The 20,802-nt window shown below is 35.7% G+C and carries 15 protein-coding genes; 13 read left to right on the plus strand and 2 right to left on the minus strand.

All coding sequences use genetic code 11. The features are described from left to right. The first annotated feature begins 135 nt into the window (after nt 1-135). The 13 genes from SWH54_08360 to SWH54_08420 all read left to right on the plus strand — a co-directional run bounded on the left by SWH54_08360 (nt 136) and on the right by SWH54_08420 (nt 18,623). Nucleotides 136-2,202 carry a tetratricopeptide repeat protein gene (locus SWH54_08360; protein MDY6791265.1) on the plus strand — a complete coding sequence of 689 codons (2,067 nt, stop codon included), beginning with the start codon at nt 136-138 and terminating at the stop codon, nt 2,200-2,202. A 358-nt stretch (nt 2,203-2,560) separates the two neighbouring features. Beyond that, nucleotides 2,561-4,150 (plus strand): tetratricopeptide repeat protein, encoded by a 1,590-nt coding sequence (locus SWH54_08365; protein ID MDY6791266.1) that lies wholly within the window; start codon nt 2,561-2,563, stop codon nt 4,148-4,150. 212 nt (nt 4,151-4,362) lie between these two features. Next, on the plus strand, nt 4,363-5,817 hold the full coding sequence (locus tag SWH54_08370) for a glycosyltransferase (protein MDY6791267.1): 1,455 nt from the start codon (nt 4,363-4,365) through the stop codon (nt 5,815-5,817). Nucleotides 5,818-5,904: 87 nt separating this feature from the next. Then, nucleotides 5,905-6,738: an FkbM family methyltransferase gene (locus SWH54_08375; protein MDY6791268.1), complete on the plus strand. Its 834-nt coding sequence runs from the start codon at nt 5,905-5,907 to the stop codon at nt 6,736-6,738. 20 nt (nt 6,739-6,758) lie between these two features. Next, nucleotides 6,759-7,544 carry a methyltransferase domain-containing protein gene (locus tag SWH54_08380; GenBank protein ID MDY6791269.1) on the plus strand — a complete coding sequence of 262 codons (786 nt, stop codon included), beginning with the start codon at nt 6,759-6,761 and terminating at the stop codon, nt 7,542-7,544. A 59-nt stretch (nt 7,545-7,603) separates the two neighbouring features. Further along, nucleotides 7,604-9,379 (plus strand): tetratricopeptide repeat protein, encoded by a 1,776-nt coding sequence (locus SWH54_08385; protein ID MDY6791270.1) that lies wholly within the window; start codon nt 7,604-7,606, stop codon nt 9,377-9,379. A 111-nt stretch (nt 9,380-9,490) separates the two neighbouring features. Beyond that, on the plus strand, nt 9,491-10,657 hold the full coding sequence (locus SWH54_08390) for a vitamin K epoxide reductase family protein (GenBank protein ID MDY6791271.1): 1,167 nt from the start codon (nt 9,491-9,493) through the stop codon (nt 10,655-10,657). Nucleotides 10,658-10,775: 118 nt separating this feature from the next. Beyond that, on the plus strand, nt 10,776-12,491 hold the full coding sequence (locus SWH54_08395; GenBank protein MDY6791272.1) for a glycosyltransferase family 39 protein: 1,716 nt from the start codon (nt 10,776-10,778) through the stop codon (nt 12,489-12,491). Between the two features lie 120 nt (nt 12,492-12,611). After that, nucleotides 12,612-13,559 (plus strand): glycosyltransferase family 2 protein, encoded by a 948-nt coding sequence (locus tag SWH54_08400; GenBank protein MDY6791273.1) that lies wholly within the window; start codon nt 12,612-12,614, stop codon nt 13,557-13,559. A 94-nt stretch (nt 13,560-13,653) separates the two neighbouring features. Further along, a complete protein-coding gene (locus SWH54_08405; protein ID MDY6791274.1) occupies nt 13,654-14,439 on the plus strand; it encodes a hypothetical protein in 786 nt (261 codons plus the stop codon). A gap of 5 nt (nt 14,440-14,444) precedes the next feature. Beyond that, nucleotides 14,445-16,553, plus strand: a complete 2,109-nt coding sequence (locus SWH54_08410; protein MDY6791275.1) for a cobalamin-dependent protein — start codon at nt 14,445-14,447, stop codon at nt 16,551-16,553. A gap of 31 nt (nt 16,554-16,584) precedes the next feature. Then, nucleotides 16,585-17,628, plus strand: a complete 1,044-nt coding sequence (locus SWH54_08415; protein MDY6791276.1) for a methyltransferase domain-containing protein — start codon at nt 16,585-16,587, stop codon at nt 17,626-17,628. Nucleotides 17,629-17,660: 32 nt separating this feature from the next. Then, nucleotides 17,661-18,623, plus strand: coding sequence for a lysylphosphatidylglycerol synthase domain-containing protein (locus tag SWH54_08420; protein ID MDY6791277.1), 963 nt, complete (start codon nt 17,661-17,663; stop codon nt 18,621-18,623). A gap of 17 nt (nt 18,624-18,640) precedes the next feature. On the opposite strand, the gene SWH54_08425 is transcribed toward SWH54_08420, so the two are convergent. Together SWH54_08425 and SWH54_08430 are read right to left on the minus strand one after the other, a co-directional pair. Continuing rightward, on the minus strand, nt 18,641-20,062 hold the full coding sequence (locus SWH54_08425) for a radical SAM protein (protein MDY6791278.1): 1,422 nt from the start codon (nt 20,060-20,062) through the stop codon (nt 18,641-18,643). Nucleotides 20,063-20,117: 55 nt separating this feature from the next. Then, a complete protein-coding gene (locus tag SWH54_08430) occupies nt 20,118-20,789 on the minus strand; it encodes a YdcF family protein (protein MDY6791279.1) in 672 nt (223 codons plus the stop codon). Nucleotides 20,790-20,802 lie beyond the last annotated feature (13 nt).

Below are 20,802 nucleotides of genomic sequence, written 5' to 3' on the forward strand. Positions count from 1 at the left end.
ATAACTGTTTTTGAACAAAGGCTTATTTCACAGGCCATTACGCCAATTGATTACAAAAATAAAATTACTAGTGGCCATATCCAGCTGAATTTATTCGATTCTTAACCGGACACTAATGATATTTGATCGTTATATATGGAAACAGGTCCCCGATTTATTTCAAATAACTTCACCCGTCTTTTTTTTCTGTTTTTCATCGTGTTGCTTATCGGTTATGGAAATACGTTCCATGCTTCCTGGCATCTTGATGATAAACCCAATATCCTAAACAACTCTCGTATCCAGATAACTGAAATATCGTTAGATCAGCTCTGGCAAAGCATGAATGCCATGCCCGGAACAGGGGGCTTCTACCGTCCTGTTGCATGTGCAACATTTGCATTGAACTGGTTTGTAGGAAAAAAAGATGTCTTTGGGTACCATATGGTCAATTTCGCTATACATTTAGGAACTACCTGGTTTCTCTTTCTCACTATCATTGCTCTTTTTTCAACTCCTCGGCTCACAGATCAATATCCAAGTCATCAAATCGTATTTATCGCCAGCCTTTCATCATTACTTTGGGCACTGAATCCTGTTCAGACTCAGGCTGTCACCTATATTGTACAGCGCATGGCATCCCTGGCAGGGATGTTCTCTGTCCTGGCCATCTTATTTTATCTTAGAGCAAGACTAAATAAGTCGCTTAGATACCGGTTTTTGTTCTTTTTTGCCTCGGCGATTTTCTATCTGTTAGGACTGCTCTCAAAAGAAAATGTTGTAATTTTGCCTTTGTCCATACCTGTAGTGGAATTTCTCTTCTTCCATGACCACAGCAAACCGGTGCCGTTAAAGAAAACCCTTGCCTATGTCGGACTCATTATATGTTTTTGCCTTACTGTCATATATTTAATGAAGCCCAATGCAACCGATTTTATTCTAAACTACTACGTGAACCGGCCATTTACACTCAAAGAAAGAATCCTTACCGAACCACGCATTGTGCTGTTTTACCTTAGCCAAATTTTTTTCCCGGCGCCCAGTCGATTGTCCGTTGAGCATGATATCACCCTTTCTTCCACCCTTATATCTCCATGGACAACCATCCCAGCTATCGTTGCTCACATATTTCTGCTATTTATTTCAATTAAGCTTTGGCGTAAACAGCCGCTGGTTTCTCTTTCCATTCTTTTTTTCTATCTGAATCATATGATAGAATCTACAATCGTTCCCCTGGAACTTCTTTTTGAACATCGAAATTATTTACCGTCGGTCTTTCTCTTCCTTCCTATTGCTCAGGTGCTGAATGCAGTGATTGTGAAAATTGGTAAACGGAAAAGCCTTATTGCACTTGCAACCGTATTGATTTCATTAGTATTGGGAATTGAGACATACGCAACGCATACACGGAACAAGGTCTGGCGAACTGAAAAATCATTGTGGTTGGATGCCTTGGCAAAAGCACCAGGATCTGCACGCCCCAGGGCAACACTGGCGATCATGCTGGCCTGGGGAGAGAATCCTTCACCGTTTAAATATCGTAAGGCTCTGGAACTGACCAAGCAAACATTGTCCCTGCGAATGAATAGAAATTATGAGGCGGAACAGCTTGGTAATATTGCAAGTATTTATGATAAATTAGGTCAAAACGAAAAAGCACTGGAATACTATGACAAAGCACTGAAAATTGACCCGAACCACTCGAAAAACAGGTTCAATCTCGCCAAAACTCTTGTTCGTCACGGGGATTTTTCAAAAGCCGTTAAAGAATTGGAGGTGATCTTAAGTAAAGGTGGGTTACATGTTGACTACTATGGATTACTGGGTTATTCATATTTGTGGCTCGGTGATTCGGACAAGGCACTGCCACTTTTATGGAAAGCGCTGAAGTTGGCACCAGGTTATCCCAAGACCTTGCTATACATTGGGAACTGTATGTCTTCCCTTGGTCATTATGACCGGGCTCAATGGTTTCTTAAGCTTGCTGAAAAAAAGGGGGGACATGAGGTAATTGTTTCACTAAACTTGATCCAAAATGCACTGCTAAACAATGATTTACCTATGGCAAAAAAAACACTAAAAAGAATGCTTGAATCGTTTCCGCTTCCATTGATTTTAAAAAATCTTAAGATGTCAGAAGAAAGATATAAAAACGTGCCTATTGATCATTTCAATTTAACCATTTTTTTGGCTTCCGAAATCAAACAGTTGAATTCATTCTAGGCATAATGAGTCGGTACAATAATCTGCTTCTGCCATATAAAACTTACTGTCTGAGGGTGTTACCTGTTTTTTGGCCAGTTTTGTAGATTTACTGTGCATAATTTATTCTCATAATCAAAATCACGTAAATTTTACTTGTCTGAGTTTGTGTGCCGTTACCAGATCAATTAATTGTGATACGGTTTCACAAAATATCCATCCTGTGCGAGACAACCCCTAATAGCAAGGCGCTTGCCATTAAAACGGGCAAACAGCTGTTTGGCTCAATCAGTATCTAAAAAAAACAGCCATTTTTTATATTGATACAACAAGATCTGATGGTATAATTTTTTTCAATCATATTTGAAATGAATAGGCTATGACTGCTTATCATACTCATAATAAAAGTTTTTATAAAAAACGCACGGACATTCTGATTTGTTTTTTTCTTGTTTTAATAACATTTTGCGTCTACTCACAATTAAAAGATCATTCATTTATTACATATGATGACGATTTGTATGTTACAAAGAATTTCCATGTTCAAAACGGTTTGACAGGAGAAAGCATAGCTTGGGCGTTTAGTTTTAACGATGTTTTTTACTGGCATCCACTAACATGGCTTTCTCACATGCTGGATTGCCAGTTATACGGACTAAATGCCGGTATGCACCATTTGACAAATCTGATTCTTCATATCATAAACTGCCTGTTATTGTTTTTTGTTTTTAAACAGGTGACAGGTGCCATCTGGCGTAGCGCATTCGTAGCAGCATTATTTGCATTACATCCCATTAATGTTGAATCAGTTGCATGGGTTGCCGAGAGGAAGAATGTTTTAAGCACATTTTTTTGGTTGCTCACCATGCTGGCTTACGTGTATTATGTTAGACGCCCTTCTATTTATAGATATCTGCTAGTATTTGTTTTCTTTATTTTAGGCCTCCTATCCAAACCAATGCTTGCAACGCTACCTTTTGTGCTTCTTTTAATCGATTACTGGCCCCTTGAACGTGTAAAATTTGGAAAAATATGTTTTAATAAGGATGGAAAGATTGGCAAGTTTATATTTTCAGTCCAAAAAGAAAGTCCTCCTTCTTCTTTAGTACTTGAGAAAATTCCGCTTATTTTTCTTTCATCTGTTTCGATTTTAGTGACTTCTGTATCGGTTCACCGTTTTGGTATTATATTGTCCATAGATTCTAAAACTATGGTTCTTCGTATCGAAAATGCACTGGTTTCTTACATTAAGTACATTAAAAATGCATTCTGGCCAAATGATTTAACGTTTATCTATCCATATCCTGACATGATACCTGTGTGGCAGAGTGTAGGCGCAGGTTTGCTACTTTTTTTAATAACTGCTGTATCGGTTTGGAAAATAAAGACGAAACCTTATTTTTTTGTGGGTTGGCTCTGGTATTTTGTAAGCTTGATACCGGTTATTGGTCTGGTTCAGGCGGGTTTTTGGCCAGCTATGGCTGACCGCTGGGCATATATTCCTACTATCGGAATATTCATTATTTTGGTCTGGAGTGTGGTTGATCTAATAAAAGAATGGCATTATAAAGAAATTGTGTTAGTTGCAGCAGCAGGATTGGCCCTGTTATGTTTAATGATAACTTCATCGCAACAAATTCAATATTGGAAGAATAGTGTGACAATTTATAAGCAGGCCATTGATGCAACTGAAAGAAACTATCTTGCCCACAACAACTTGGGGAATGTTTATTATAGAGAAGGAAAGACAGCTAAAGCCGTCTATCACTATAATGAGGCCTTGCGGATAAATCCCGGTTATCCGTTTGCACATAATAATCTAGGAGCAGCTATGATTCGTGATGGAAAAATTGAAAGAGCTATATTTCATTTCCAGGAAGCCTTAAGAATTAAGCCTGATTATATTGAAGCGAATAACAACCTTAGAAAAACTCTGAAGTATAAAAATAATAAGTTAAAAAACCAATGAGTAAATTTATCTATCAGAATCTGCAGTCTTTTAAATTAAAAAGATAAACATAAATAATTTTGACAGTCTTGCAAGAATCGAAGCACTGTCTTTTTTATCATTCCGCCAAAAGCCGGATTCTTATAAATTTAAAAATTACTAAGCGCATGGACACCGGCTTTTGCTGGAGTGACGGTTTTGTGTGAATTCATCAATTTTAGCTGGATGTAAAAATGATAGAAGAGAAATACATAGATCAAACCGAACAAAACTATCGTAACAAGAGAATCAGCCATTGGAATCGAGTATCACCGAATAAGGAAAATAATAGACGTGCCGATGCTTATTACCATGAACTACTCATGCATTATTGCAAATTCCTGATCCCCCAAGGATCGAGGATACTGGAACTCGGATGTGGCCATGGAGATCTAATTGCTTCTACAAACCCTTCTATGGGCGTTGGGGTTGATTTTGCTGGTGATATGATAAGTTACGCTTCGGTAAAACATCCAAATTTATATTTCGTTCGGGCAGATGGACATGAAATAGTATTTAAAGAAAAATTCGATTTTATAATTCTTTCTGATCTTGTAAATGATTTATGGGATGTCCAGGCGCTATTAGAGAACCTTAAAAGAATTTGCCATTCAAGAACACGCTTGGTTATAAATTTTTATAACAATCTATGGCGCATACCCTTATCAATAGTAAAGTTATTAGGTTTGGGCGCCGACTTTATGGAGCAAAACTGGTTTTCACCTAACGATGTGTTTAACATGCTGGAATTGACAGACTTTGAAGTCGTTAAATATAGTTCTCACATTCTATCTCCTTTGCCGGTTCCAATACTGTCAAAGTTGGCCAATAAATATTTAGTGAATATAATACCGTTTAACTGGCTAGCTCTAACTAATTTCGTAATCGCAAGGCCAGTTGAAATCGAAAAGCAGAATCGAAAAAAAAAGAAAGCTTCTGTTTCCATAATAATTCCAGCAAGGAACGAAGCTGGAAATATTAAAAATATTGTTAGGCGGGTACCTTCATTTGGAAAAGATACAGAACTTGTGTTTGTTGAGGGGAATTCAACAGATAATACTTATATAGTTATACAAAATGTAATTAAGCAATTTTCTGAGAAAAATTGCAAACTTTTAAGGCAAAAAGGAGAGGGGAAAGGCGATGCTGTCAGGCTTGGTTTTGAAAAGGCCAAAGGAGATATCTTGATGATTCTTGATGCGGATATGACTGTTCCACCTGAAGACTTGAACCGTTTTTATGAGGCGCTTGTTTCAGGAAAAGGGGAATTTATAAATGGAGTTCGTCTTGTTTATCCTCTGCAAGATCAATCAATGCGTTTTTTAAATATCGTTGGGAACAAGTTCTTTAGCCTCGCTTTTTCATGGTTGCTTGGACAACCTGTAAAAGATACTCTCTGTGGAACCAAGGTTTTATGGAGGCAGGATTATAGATCGATAGAAAGTAATCGCGACTATTTCGGAAATTTCGACCCTTTTGGTGATTTCGATCTGCTTTTTGGGGCGTCAAAGCTTAATTTAAAAATTGTCGAGATGCCGATTCGTTATAGATCTCGCACTTATGGCGAAACAAATATCGATCGATGGCGGCATGGATGGTTGTTACTAAAAATGGTAGTATTTGCTGCAAAACGCTTGAAATTTATCTGACTACCTGATCGAAAATTATAAGATATCGATATGATATACCGATTTCATGCTACATTTCTACATCGAATACCACTGACACGAGTAAAATTGTTTGTTGCGAAAATATTGTATCGCGTTCTTAAAGTATTTTTTTTAGCTGACAAACAGCTTATTCAGCGCAAAGGAATTTCCTATGAAGTCGATTTGACGGAAGGCATAGACTTGTCTTTATTTTTATTTGGAAGCTATCAGAGTAACATTTTAAAAAATAAATACTTATCCTTGCCTTCCAACGCTGTTGTTTTCGATATCGGGGCAAATATTGGAAGCATGACTTTATCACTTGCACATATTGTTACTAATGGCCTTATATACGCGTTTGAACCCACAGATTATGCTTTTAATAAGTTAATGCGAAATATTAATCTTAATCCAGAACTTGCAAGTCGAATTACCCCTTTTCAATTATTTCTATCTGACAAATCACAGAAAAATCATAAAATTAAAGCATACTCGAGCTGGAAGATTAAAGGAACAACCTCGAACACACATCCTGTTCATGGAGGCAATATCAAGCCGGCTGAGTCAATTCAAGCAATTACGGTAGATGATTTTTGTGCTAAGAATAGAATTAATAGGCTGGATTTAATAAAAATCGACACGGATGGGCATGAAATTCAAGTTCTGGCAGGTGCCAGTAAAACAATTAGGAAATACAAACCATATGTCATATTTGAAATAGGGCAATATATTATTGAAGAATACAATATTTCATTTGAACAGTATTTTAATTATTTTCCATCCCTTGTTTATACGTTGTATAACAGTAAAAATGGAAAAAAAATATCACTTCAAAATTTTCATGTGCAGATACCTGAACGTTACACGACAGACATTATCGCTGTTCCTTTAAAACGAATTACACCGTCTGAAACAATTTAAATTAAAGAATGCCCATTAAATTGATAAAATTATTCATCAAACATCCGCTTGTTCAAAATTTGGATATAGATTCCCCTGAAGCTGCTGTAATACATTCAAATATTATCAAAGAAAAAGGATTTTTAAGAAAAATTTATGAGAAATGGTATGATTCAATCTCGAAATCTCTGCCTTCAAATATAACCGGACCTGTTCTTGAAATTGGTTCCGGGGGCGGTTTTCTTAAGGAATTTATTCCAGGTTTATTATCTTCAGAGATGTTTCTGATTCCAGGTATAGAAGTTGCGCTTGATGGAGAGAAACTTCCATTTAAAAATGCCTCTTTGGGTGGGATTGTGATGATTGATGTTTTTCATCATATTCCTTGTGTAAAATCATTTCTTACCGAAGCCACTCGTTGCGTAATGTCCGGCGGAGTTATAGTCATGATTGAACCATGGTACACCCCGTGGTCACGATTTGTTTATAACTATTTACATCATGAAACATTTGATTCAAATTCAAAAGATTGGGATTTCCAAAAAGGTGGACCATTATCCCGGTCAAACTCGGCTTTACCTTGGATAGTTTTTAAACGTGATCAGGAAAAGTTTAAACGAAAATTTCCTGAATGGGAAATACAGGAAATAGAGTTGCACTCGCCATTTAGTTATCTCTTGTCCGGCGGTGTGTCAATTCGAAGTTTAGTGCCTGGCTGCTTATTCGAAATTTGTCAACGAATTGAAGACCTGCTTCAGCCTTGGAAGCAAAAGTTAGCAATGTTTGCTAAAATTGTTCTTATCCAAAAAAAGAATAATAGAATTTAAAAAAATCTGCAAAAAATTTCTGTTTGAATTAAAAACAAAACCGAATCATGGACATTCAATTGGAAAATAATAAATATTCTTATTTTGGTATTCACCTTGAGGTATTGCTTAGCCTGTTTCTTGTGATTGCTACAATAGCTGTATATTGGCAAATCACCGGGCATGATTTCATTAACTTTGACGATGATATATATGTTTTTAATAACTTAGCTGTCAGGGCTGGATTGACTTATGAAAGCATCAAATGGGCTTTTACCTTCACAGACATTGCTTATTGGCATCCATTAACCTGGATTTCCCATATGCTGGACTGCCAATTATTCGGGTTAAATCCCGGCATGCATCATATGACCAATTTGATTTTTCACATTTTTAATAGTCTGCTATTATTTTTTATCTTCAAGCAAATGACCGGTGCATTGTGGCAAAGTGCCTGTGTTGCAGCGCTTTTTGCATTGCATCCCATTAATGTGGAATCAGTTGCGTGGATAGCGGAAAGAAAAAATGTTTTAAGTACCTTTTTCTGGATGTTGACCATGTTAGCATATGTCCATTATTCAAGGCTGCAGGGGATATGGAGATATTTGCTGACATTCTTTATGTTTTTACTTGGCCTTATGTGTAAGCCGATACTTGTAACCTTACCATTTGTACTCCTTTTGCTCGACTATTGGCCACTTGGGCGTCTACGATTAAAAATTGATATGATTGATAGTAATAGTGTAAAGGCTGAATCAAAAAAGTATGGTTTTAAAGAATTCCCATTTTTTATATTGGTTTTAGAAAAAGTCCCCTTTTTTATTCTTTCAGCAGTTTCGATTTATATGTCTGTCTTATCAGTTAAACAACATGGGATCATAGCGTCTACCGATTTAACACCGATCACGCTTCGCATTGCTAATGCGTTGGTTTCATATCTGGTTTATTTAGGAAAGATGCTCTTACCGCTAAATCTGGCTGTTTTTTACCCCTATCCTTATCAGATACCAATTTTTTTATCTGCGGGAGCTGGATTGGCACTACTGAGCATATCTTTTCTGGTTATTTGGGCTTTTAGGAAGAAACCATATATGGGAACCGGATGGTTTTGGTATATTGGGGTCCTATTACCCAACACTGGATTAATTCAAGCAGGCCTTTGGCCGGCCATGGCGGATCGATGGACATACTTACCGTTTATAGGAATCTTCATTATTATCGTGTGGGGTGTTGCAGATCTTAAAGTGAGGTGGGACTTAAAAAAATCACATATTATAACAGCAGCGATAGCAATTTTTTTAATTCTTATGGTCAGATCCTATTCACAGGGGCGATACTGGGCCAACAGTATTACACTATTTGAACATAATCTTATTACGACTTCCAATAACTATGTTGCACATAATAATCTTGGTCTTGCTCTAAAAGAAAAAGGGATGATTAATGAAGCAGCAGAACACTATTTAAAGGCAATACAAATTAATTCTAAATTTGAGTTGGCTTATCTAAACCTAGGAGTTATTTTTGCTGGCGTTGGAGATCATGAAAAAGCGGTTGGTTTTTATAAAGAAGCGTTACGCATAAAACCAGATTTTATTGCAGCCCATATCAATATGGGTAATACCCACTTAAGACAAGGGCGCATAGATGATGCTATTGGTAATTATTCTGAAGCACTACGTTTTAAACCAGATTCTGAAGAAGCTTACAACGGTTTGGGTGCTGCGATGGTTCGGATTGGTAAGCTTACAAAAGCCATTGATTATTTTAAAAAGGCATTGTTACTAAAACCTAACCATGAAGGTGCCAAAAGGAATCTTAAAAATACATTAGCAACCTTAGAGAGAAACAAATAAAAATTTGGAATAATAAAGAAATAAGGATTGACGATATTGTAAAAAGGTAAAATGTTGTCGATAAAAAAGGATTGTTTGAAAATACCTGACAATCCAGAGTGTTGAGCCGCCATGAGAAAGAAAAAGGAAATAATTCCACTTCCATTCCCGGTTTATTTTTGGACAGTAGCAGCACTTGCCATGGCAGGTGTTTTAGATTCTATTTACCTGTCTATATCCCACTATAGGGTTTATACTGATATAGCTTACGAGAGCTTCTGTGCTATTTCCAGGTCAATTAATTGCGATACGGTTTCACAGAGTCCATATTCAATATTTATCGGGATACCGGTTCCGATCTGGGGGGTCATTGGATATTCATTTTTTATGCTCTTTATACCTTTTGCCTGGAGCAAAGAAGCTCAAAAACAAATAATTTGGTCCATTCTTCTTTTTATATCATTAGCATTTAGTATTTACAGCGTAATTCTTGCTTATATTTCCACATTTTATATTCATAGCTATTGCATGATGTGCATTGCCAGTTTTGGAATCAATTTTCTACTTTTGTATTTTACTTGGCTTGTTAAAAAGAGATTCGGTAAGTCAGGCATAATAGAAGGACTAATGATAGATATAGGTTTTTTGTGGAATAAGAAGAAAAAGACAATACCCATTTTTCTTTCAATTTTCTGTATTGTATTTTTTTTATTAATGTTTTTTCCTCCTTATTGGGATTTTTCTCCGCCGGTTCTGTCCAAAAATATTCCTAACGGGATTACTGACGATGGGTACCCCTGGATAGGTGCAGAAAATCCGGAACTTGAAATAACAGAATTTACGGATTACCAGTGTTTCCAATGCAAAAAAATGCACTTTTATCTTCGAAAGCTTGTGGAAAAAAACCCTGATAAAATCAGGCTGATTCATCGTCACTTTCCCATGGACCATAAATACAATCCAATTGTCAATGAGCCGTTTCATGTGGGATCAGGTAAAATGGCGTTTTTGGCAGAATATGCGCAAGCCAAGGAAAAGTTCTGGGAGATGAATGACCTGCTTTTTAACCTGGCCGGGACGACAAATGTTCTCAATACTAAAAAACTGGCGGGGAAAGTAGGGCTGGATTACAGAGAGCTTTTATATTCAACAAGAAACCGGGCAATCAGATATAGAGTAAAGCACGATATAGCTGTTGGGATCAACCTGGGAATTAATGGTACACCAGGGTACGTGATAGATGGAAAAGTATATTTAGGGCAGATACCGCTGGAGGTATTTAGCATAGTTTTAGATTGATTGGATTAAGAAATAATATTTCTTACAAAGACAAAAAGGCGTAAAGGAAAGTAAATATAACAAATTAAAAAACATGAGCAATCTGTATTAATCCATGTTACCTTTTGAATAGGTTAAAATGCTATCATTTTCAAAATATTTTAAAATATTGCTCATCGGACTTTTAATCTCCCTTAGCATCTCTATTATTATCCTTTCCTATGTTCCACCAGTAAGCAGGGATGCCCTGACTCATCACCTTGCAGTTCCCAAGCTTTATCTGAAACATGGGGGTATCTATGAAGTTCCAGAATTAGAATTTTCTTATTACCCTATGAACCTTGATCTTTTGTATTTAATTCCACTCTCTTTTGGAAATGATATTATTCCAAAGTTCATTCATTTTTCATTTGCTCTGATGACTGCGTGGCTAATCTTTAATTATATGAAAAAGAGGATTGATACCTGTCATGCACTTTTCGGCGTAATTTTATTTCTTTCTCTTCCTTTAATAATAAAGCTTTCAATTACAGTTTACGTTGATCATGGGTTAATTTTCTTTTCAACGGCTTCTATTATTTGCCTGTTGAAATGGATTGAAAAAGACTTCAGTGTTAAGTATTTGATATATTCTGCAATTTGGTGCGGACTTGCTCTTGGAACAAAATACAACGGCTTAATCGTATTTTTTTTACTCACTCTTTTTGTACCTTTTTTATATCTTCGGTGTACTCATGATAAAACATCAAGACAGTTAAAAGCTATTGGTTATGGGGCTACTTTTTTATTTATCTCACTTCTAATCTTTTCACCCTGGATGATAAGGAATACTATTTGGACTGGGAATCCAATATATCCGCTTTATGATAACTTGATTTATCAGGACGAAGAATCTTTAAATGAAAGAGATGGTTCATGTTCAACGAATAGCACAAAAAGTACTTCTATAACTTATCGGAAAAAGCCCAACGAACGATTGGGGCCATTCGGAATAAGAAGATTAGTTTATGACGAAAAATGGTGGGAAACGGCAGCAATCCCTGCCAGGATATTCTTTCAAGGCAAAGATAATCACCCGAAATATTTTGATGGGAGATTGAATCCTTATTTATTTATATTGCCGTTTTTTGCATTTATAAAAATTAGATGGCAATTTAACAAGTTTAAAACTGAAAAGAAAATACTTCTTACATTTGCGCTATTGTTTTTATTATATACTTTTATGAAAACAGATATGAGGATAAGGTATATTTCTCCTATACTTCCGTCTTTAGTCATACTATCCGTGTTCGGTCTAAATGAAATAGTCGCTTTTATAAATGATAAATACCCAGGAACTACCGGAAAGAAAATAAAAGGGATTTTTTTTGCTTTTATGGCTTTCCTGCTGAGCTTAAATATTGCTTATATTATTAGTCAATTCAGAATTGTTGAACCGATAAGTTATATAAGTGGAAGAGTGGAGAGAAATAAATACATTGAAAAGTATCGCCCGGAATATGCGACTATTAACTATGCAAACTTAAACTTACCGGTTAATGCAAAAATATTATGTTTGTTCCTAGGGCATCGTGGCTATTATTTCGATAGGAAAATTGCTTTTAGTTTCGATTTGGTTTCAAAAGAAATATTACGAGAGCATTCGTCAGAGAAGATATTGATTGAACTTGAAGGTAAAGGTATAACCCACGTTCTTGCCAGGTATGATCTTTTCAGTAAATGGTTGCAGGACAGTTATAGCGACAAAGAAAAGGAAGTCGTCAAAATATTTTTTAAAACTTACACCAGTCTGATTTTTTCTAAAAATGGACATGGGCTATATCAATTGAAAAAACAAATGGTTGAAGATGGTTAATTTGCTTGACAGCATATGGTAGCTTGTTTAGAATGTTGCTACGTTATTGAATAACCGTTTAATGTTATTTTTATATGGCAGGATCAACTGGGTGAATACTGTTTAATGGAATCGATGAAAATGTATAAAGGCAAATCAATTTGTGTAGTAGTCCCGGCTTATAACGAGGCAAAACAGATAAGTAAGGTGATCGAAACCATGCCGGATTATGTTGATCGAATTGTGATTATCGATGATGTCAGCATAGATGAAACAGTGATGATAGTGAAGCGATGTCAGCAGGATAATGATAGGATCGTGCTGCTTGAACACAAAGCAAACCAAGGCGTGGGAGGAGCTATTGCATCTGGTTATAAATGGGCAAGAGATAATGAATTTGACGTTACTGTTGTTATGGCAGGAGACGGACAAATGGATCCTGACGATCTCGGGAAAATAATAGAACCGGTATCATCTGAAAATGTTGATTATTCAAAAGGAAACCGTTTGTTCTATGGAGATGCATGGAATATGATACCGCATTACCGTTATATGGGAAATTCTTTCCTTTCATTAATGACGAAAATTGCATCAGGATATTGGCATATTGCAGATTCCCAAAGCGGTTATACAGCCATTTCACTGACTGCTTTAAACCGTATAGACCTCGATGAAATATATAAAGATTACGGGATGCCGAACGATCTTTTGATTAAATTGAACCAGTTTGATTTTAAAGTTCGAGATGTGCATATAAAACCTGTTTATAATATTGGAGAGCAATCTGGGATAAGATTAATGAAAGTAATTCCAAAAATATCATGGCTCCTTTGGAAAGGATTTTGCAGACGTTTATTTTTCAAATATGTCATTAAAGATTTTCATCCCTTAATCTTTTTTTATGCCCTCTCTTTTCTACTTCTGAGTATCAGTATTCCCCTGATCATAAGACTTTTTTATATATGGATAATGCGAGGTGATATTCCAGATATCAATGCAATGGCTCTTGTCTTTACGCTTGTCAGCGGATTGCAGACTTTATTTTTTGGTATGTGGTTTGATATGGAATACAATAAGAATTTAAAGTGATATAATCGGTGTTTGTAAAATCAATGTTTGATATGCCAACTTATTGAACTGGTGATGTAAATATTGAATAGTAAAAGAGCTAAGAACTGCTAATATGAGCAAAAATGACTTTACCTTGAGTGTTTACCAAAATCTGCTTGAGGAAATTAGACGTTCGGGTTTTGAAGTTATTACAATCAAAGAATATTTTGTTAAGAAGGATAACGAGGAATCATTTATTATTTTACGGCATGACGTTGACCGATGTCCTGAAAATGCTCTGAAAATGGCTGAGCTTGAATCAGCGCTTGGCATGTATGCGACCTATTATTTTCGATTTAAGAAAAAGGCTTTTGTTCCACATATAATTAAACAAATAAAGGACCTTGGACATGAGATTGGATATCACTATGAAGTTATGGATAAGGCGAGAGGAAATATTTTTCAGGCTGAGCAAATATTTAATTCTGAATTAACAAGTTTAAGAAAACTGGCTGAAGTAAATACTGTGTGTATGCACGGAAATCCGCTCACTAAATGGGATAACAGAAGTTTTTGGAAGCATTTCTCCTATTCTAAGTTTAGTCTGTTAGGTGAGGCATATCTCAGTATTACTGACCCTGATCTATATTATTCTACAGATACAGGAAGGGGATGGAATAGATTAAAATACAATATGAAAGATATTTTTTCATGTCATTCAATCAGCTACTTACCGACACTTACAACTACCTGGCAGTTGATTGATGTTATCCGGTCAAAAAAATACAAAAAAATCTATTTGCAGATTCATCCAAACAGGTGGAGTTGGAAGTGGCTGCAGTGGCATATCCAGATGGTGGAGGATATTGCTGCGAACCTGACCAAAGTCTTAATTAATTTTTATCGCAGGGCAAAATAAAATCTATGAATGTATTATTAATAAATCCGCCTTATAGTTCTGAAGAAAGATATGGTAGGGACTTGGGTAAGTTTGGCCCCCTTAATGAGCCACTTGGCTTGGCATATATTGGAGCAAACCTTGAAAGAAATGGACATAAGGTGACAATTATTGATGCACCAGCACTGGAATTCAAAGCAGAGGATATTTGCGGCCATATGGAAAAGGAGAAATATGATATGGTCGGTGTTACCATGCTGACACCTATGTATGCCAGAAGTGTTGAGGTCGCTAGAGCTGTATACAATGCATTCCCTAACATTAAAATTGTCGTTGGAGGCCCACATCCGACTATTCTGCCTGAAGAAACCCTTAATGAAAATAAAGAGATAGATTTTGTAGTTATTGGCGAAGGAGAGGTAATATTGTTAAACCTGGTCAATGCTATTGAAAAAGGTAGGAGTATAGATGATATCCCAGGTATAGCCTTTCGAAAAGAGAGTTCAGTATTTGTGAATCCGCCACCTACTATGGTTATAGACCTTGACGAACTGCCGCTTCCTGCCAGACATTTACTTCCGATGGACAAATATCATATAACAAAGAGCAGAACCAAAACCAGTCATGCATTTACAGTAAGTGTAGCCAGGGGATGTCCGTTTAACTGTGCGTTTTGTTGCAGGATATTCGGGCGTAAAGTAAGGCACCACTCTGTTAAAAGAATAATAGAAGAGATTAAAATACTGATAGATGATTATGGAGCAAAAGAAATCAACCTGGAAGCAGATACGCTAACAGTAAATAGGAAGTTTCTGTTTTCACTATGTGACGGACTTATTAGCTCAGGTCTTTCCAACAAGATATCATGGACTTGTGAGAGCCGGATAGATACGGTCGATGAGAATGTGCTAAGAAAAATGAAGGAAGCAGGTTGCTGGCAGACTAGCTATGGAGTTGAAACAGGTTCCCAGCGTTTGCTTGATATTATCCATAAGGATATAACTCTTGAACAGATAGAAAATACTTTTGCTTTCACCAAGAAAGTTGGAATTAGCATTCGTGCATTTTACATGCTTGGTATTCCAACTGAAACAAGAAAGGAGAGCTTACGAACTATTGCCTTTGCAAAAAAACTGGATGCGAGGTGGTCTCAATTTACAGTTTTTACGCCCTTCCCTGGAACAGAACTCTATGACATGGTAGTGAAAGAGGGGGGACTAAGATCAAAAAACTGGTCGAATTATAAAACCCATGGTGGATGGACCAAAGGAGACCTGGCATACGTCCCTAGAGGCCGAACAATTGAGGAAATGAAAATACTTCAGAAAAAAGCTTATCGGGCTGTGTATATTCGCCCAAAGGTTATTTTTAGGCTCTTAAAGGAAATTGATTCGATTGGCAAGTTAAAAGAATATGTCATCGGATTTTGGGTTTTGTTAAAAACGGCTTTGCCATCGCGTGGGGGAAAAAACAGTGTAGTCAAAATTAGTCGAAATGATCTGGAAAATTTTGCAAAAGGCGTTTATGTAGATTCTCCTGTATATTTTAGCGCAAACAGCCTTATTAGATATATTAACTGGAAAAAGCTTGATTTTGCCTTAACATTATTTAAATCGAAAAATAATCATGTCATTCTTGATTTTGCTTGTGGAAACGGTGTGATGTTCCCAACGTTATCGGGGCTGTTTAATTTTGTTATTGGTATTGACCTGCATACTACAGCTGCAGCTAGATTAAAAAAAAGGTTCGAGTTAAAAAATGTTTTTCCTGTAACCGCCAATGGGTTGAAACTTCCTTTTAAAGATAAATCCTTTTCCACAATTCTAACTGCGTCGACATTGGAACATTTCAAAGAATTGGATGAAGTTGTACGAGAATTAGCCCGTATTATGGAGCCAGATGGATATTTACTGTTGCTGGTTCCAACAGAAAACATGTTTTATAAAGTTGGACGTATTTTATTTGGGTATAAAAAACCTGAGGATCATTACTATTCAGCCAGTGAAATAGAGAAAGCTGTTGAGCAGCATTTTAAATCTGAAATTAAGAAGTATTTCCCAATAAATATTCTTCCTTTTATATCTGTATATCGGCTTGGCAGGTTCAGAAAGGCTGAAGACTGCTCATCTCACTGAGACATCTTAATTCTGTAGAGGAGACAATATCTTGCTTCGCAGATTAATGGATATTTTAGCCTGTCCGATATGCGCCCAACCCTTTAAATTAAAAATAATTAAGAAAAAAAACACAAATTGGCATTGCAACGATATTCCTGGTTGTAATCATTATTGTGAATTTATTTCCAGTAATATCACATCTAAAGATCAAGTGGAAACACATTCTCTTTGCAATAAATGTTACAAAGAAGAAATAATTCAGGGAGAGTTATTATGCCCCAACGGACACGTATTTCCTATTGTTGATGCGGTCCCGAGACTACATGATCTTGATATTGGTAGGTTAAGAACAAAAAAGACTTTTGATGTTGAATGGAAAGTATTTAATTACGATGAAAAGATATATGGTCATTCGCAGGAAGAGGAGCTGAAGGATTTATTCCGCCGAATGGTTGTAAATGAGCGATTTTTCAATGGCAAGACAGTTCTTGACGCTGGGTGTGGGATAGGCAGAGTTACCCAAAGTATCAGCAAATTGGCTAAAGAAGTAATTGGGATTGATTTTAGTTTAGGGGTAGATGAAGCATATATACTGAATGAAAAGAATCTAAACGTTCACATCCTTCAGGCTGATATTATGAACCTTCCATTTAGGTTGTCATATTTTGATTATATTTACAGCAAGGGAGTACTCCATTATGTTTCTGATGTCCAACAATGTCTATCCAGCCTGGCTGAAAATGTCATGCCTGGAGGGGCCTTATCTATTACAATATATCCAAAAATGAGACCACTCTTTGAAAAGGTTAATCGACTGCTGAGAAAGATTACGGTAATATTACCAATTAAAGCGGTATATGTTATGAGTTTTCTTTTAATACCTTTCATTACTCTGGCTTGGAAATTGAGCGGCACAAAAGGGCGTTATATCGGCTGGAATGAGCGTGCTCATATGATTTTTAACTGGCTTGCTTCAGAGTTTCAAAATAAAGCTTCAAATAAAGAAGTAGTCGGATGGTTTAAAAAACTTGGATTCAATGAAATAAGATTGTCAGATATACCTGTCGGAATTACAGGTATAAAAAAAGAATAAGCAGAAATGCGTCAAGAGGTGTCAGGTTTATTTTGAACTATTTTAGAGAAAAAGTTGATATTAGCTTTAAAAAGACAATAAAGAACTTAATAAAATATGTTTTTTTGGCAATTATTTTTTATTATTTTTTTTTCTATGTTTATGAAAACTGGAACAAAATTGATGAATACAAATATGAAACCGATTGGTTTTATTTAAGCATTTCACTGCTGTTGCTGTTGCTGTCCTTTTCATTGCTTCCCTTATCTCTTAGAAATATTGTTAAAATATTTAAATGCAAGATTTCCTTCAAAAAAGTATGTTTAATTTTATTCTATTCGCAATTTGCAAAATATTTGCCGGGGGGAGTCTGGGGATATGTGGGGCGAGTATATCTTTATAAAAAAGAAGGAATGAGCACAGGTGATGCATCAAAAAGCGTATTGTTGGAAACGTTATTAGTCTTAGTAAGTGGTATCTTTATTTCATTTGGTTCCTTGTTCTTTATTGATAAACTCTCTTCTCTTGAATGGTTAGACAATATATATATACGGAGTGTGGGGATATTAATATCAATTATACTGATATTATTTATGCATCCTAAAATTCTTAACAGTTTATTGGATTTAATGCCAGCTATCATAAATAAAAATAAAGTCCGGTTTAAGTATGAATTTTTATCTTTATTAAAACCGATGTTATACCTGGTTATTTTCTGGCTGGGAGTTGGTATTAGTTTCTGGTTTTTAATTAGAAGTTTTATATATATAGATTCAGTATTATTGCCGATGACCACATGCGCTTTTATCATATCATGGGTAATCGGTCTTTTCGTTTTTTTTACACCAGGTGGGATAGGGACTAGAGAAGCCGTCCTTATAGTAGTGCTTAATTTACATTTACCAGTTTATATTTCAGCCTTCATTGCATTAATGGCACGAATTTGGTGGGTATTAGGAGAATTAATCTGGCTATTTCTTTCTTATCTATTGAACAGGTTCGATAGTAAAGCATAAAAAATCAAATTGCAAAATCAATAACGCAAAACTCTTAATAGCGCAGAAAGATAATCCTTAATAGTAAATCTAATGTTAAATATTTTTCTTCTTTTACAGTAACTGTCCCAAAGCCTGTGAAACAACCTGAAAAGTTTATTAGGAGGTAAAGATACTAGTAATTTTATTAATGGTAAAAATGATGGATGATTAACAGCAAATCCAAAGAATTTGTGCAGATTTTCAATCTTTTTTTTATCTTTATTAGAAAAACAGTTGAGTCGGGATCCTTGAAAATAGCTTTCACTTAACAGATCAAAATTTCCATCGAAATACCCTTTTTCAATTGTGTATTCACCTAATTTTGTTTTTGGGTAAGGTTGAAATACGGTAGAGATTGCATTATCGACTTTGCACCTAATGTTTAATTTTAATGTTTCCATATCAGTTTCAAAAGAACCTTCAGGCAACCCTAAAATATTTTCAGCTCCGATTGGAATATTATATTTATGAACAAGATTAAAAGCATTAATTATTTCTTCTTTGGTCATATTTCTTTCAAGAAGTTCTGTTCTGATCTTATCGTTCCCTGATTCAATTGCCATATATACAGACATACAGCCTGCTTCTTTTATTAGTCTGATTTTTTCATCGGTCACCAGTTTTACCTGAAGGTTACAGACAAAGGGTAGATTAATTTCCTGTTTATATAGATTTTTAAATTCTTTAAGCCAGCTTATAGGAGGAAGGATGAATATATCATCTATAAATCTAACAATCTCAAGAGGATATCTGTTCTTTACTTCTCGTATTTCATCAATAACATTTTGAACGCTTCGCCAGCGTATTATTTTATTTCCCTTATATAAGTTTTTATAAGCCCTGTTAAAACAGTATGTGCAGTTAAAAGGACATCCACTATTGCTCATAAAGCGTTTTATTTTATTTTCACGGAGATACTTATCTTTCATGTACACCATGTCGCGGTCGGGAAAGGGTAGTTCATCAAGATCTTCAAGCAAGGGCCGAATCGGATTTTTAATAACAGCCCCGGCTTTTTTAATCCAAAGATTGTTGATGCCAGAGATGTCGGAACCTTGCTCGATGTTGTCGGCAAGTTCCAGCATGGCATACCCACCTTCTCCAATACATATTGCGTCAACATTTTCTTGATATACAGTTTCAGGGAAAAATGTTGTATGGGGACCACCGAGAATTGAGAAGGTTTTAATTTCTGTTTTGACTTGGTCATTGATTTTTAAATACTCAGCATGGCTTCCGGAAATAACAGAGTATCCGACTATATCGGGCGAATAGTTTTTTAAACAATGGAGCCAGTTTTTTTTTGAAGCTATAAAAAGAGCAATGCTATGCCCTTTGGTCCTTAGAAGGCTGGAAATGTACATTATTCCCAGTGGCTCCGCAATTTCATGGTTTTTAATTATAAAGGCTATTTTCATTTGCTGGCTTCTTTCTGATTTATCCTAAAAACAATTAGGATATAGTTTTATAAAACTATTCAGGCCTGAGAAAATTCATTAGACTGTTTAGCTGCTTTTCATTTAGTAAAAGATATGCAAGCCGTGCTTGGAGCTCATATCGAAGGAACCTCAGATAAGTCCAGTTGGACTTCCAGCTTTTTTTTGTTTCCCATTCAACAGGAGCAGGATATATTTTAAATCTATTTTTATGAAAAAGATCAGCAGCCCTTTTAATGTGGAAATCGTGGGTTACTAGAATAAGACTGTCCCAACCCTTTTTTTTGATCATTAGTGAAGTGTTATGGACATTATTATAAGTATCTTTAGATCCAGATTCAATAAGTATTCTTTGTTCAGGAATACCTAGCCTTAAAGCCTCAGCAGCCATTCTGTTTGAGCCAGGTAGTCCGGTTCCTCTTTTATCGGCACATCCCCCAGAAAATAAAATATTCGGTGATAGTTCTTTTTTCCATATTTGTATCGCTTTTTGAATACGGTGAAGTGAATATTTGTCAAGGTGGTTTCTTTCAGTAATTCCATAGCCGCTGTAAAGAACAACAATTACCGGTGAAGCCTGGATATTTTCTTCATAGATAAATGGTCTGGAAATGATCCATGGTAATTCACTAAACCCAAGAAGAAGTACAATTAATATTATGCAAAAAGAGAATGCGGAAAATAGAATTTTGGGATTTCTAATTTTCATAAAACAAATATTA

The sequence above is a fragment of the Thermodesulfobacteriota bacterium genome, assembly GCA_034189135.1.
Lineage (GTDB): Bacteria > Desulfobacterota > Desulfobacteria > Desulfobacterales > JAUWMJ01 > JAUWMJ01.

Coding starts and splice junctions, on each gene's coding strand:
- SWH54_08365 (MDY6791266.1), top strand. CDS start 2,561: ATGACTGCTTATCATACTCATAATAAAAGTTTTTATAAAAAACGCACG.
- SWH54_08405 (MDY6791274.1), top strand. CDS start 13,654: ATGAGCAAAAATGACTTTACCTTGAGTGTTTACCAAAATCTGCTTGAG.
- SWH54_08360 (MDY6791265.1), top strand. CDS start 136: ATGGAAACAGGTCCCCGATTTATTTCAAATAACTTCACCCGTCTTTTT.
- SWH54_08395 (MDY6791272.1), top strand. CDS start 10,776: ATGCTATCATTTTCAAAATATTTTAAAATATTGCTCATCGGACTTTTA.
- SWH54_08425 (MDY6791278.1), bottom strand. CDS start 20,062: ATGAAAATAGCCTTTATAATTAAAAACCATGAAATTGCGGAGCCACTG.
- SWH54_08400 (MDY6791273.1), top strand. CDS start 12,612: ATGTATAAAGGCAAATCAATTTGTGTAGTAGTCCCGGCTTATAACGAG.
- SWH54_08410 (MDY6791275.1), top strand. CDS start 14,445: ATGAATGTATTATTAATAAATCCGCCTTATAGTTCTGAAGAAAGATAT.
- SWH54_08370 (MDY6791267.1), top strand. CDS start 4,363: ATGATAGAAGAGAAATACATAGATCAAACCGAACAAAACTATCGTAAC.
- SWH54_08390 (MDY6791271.1), top strand. CDS start 9,491: ATGAGAAAGAAAAAGGAAATAATTCCACTTCCATTCCCGGTTTATTTT.
- SWH54_08430 (MDY6791279.1), bottom strand. CDS start 20,789: ATGAAAATTAGAAATCCCAAAATTCTATTTTCCGCATTCTCTTTTTGC.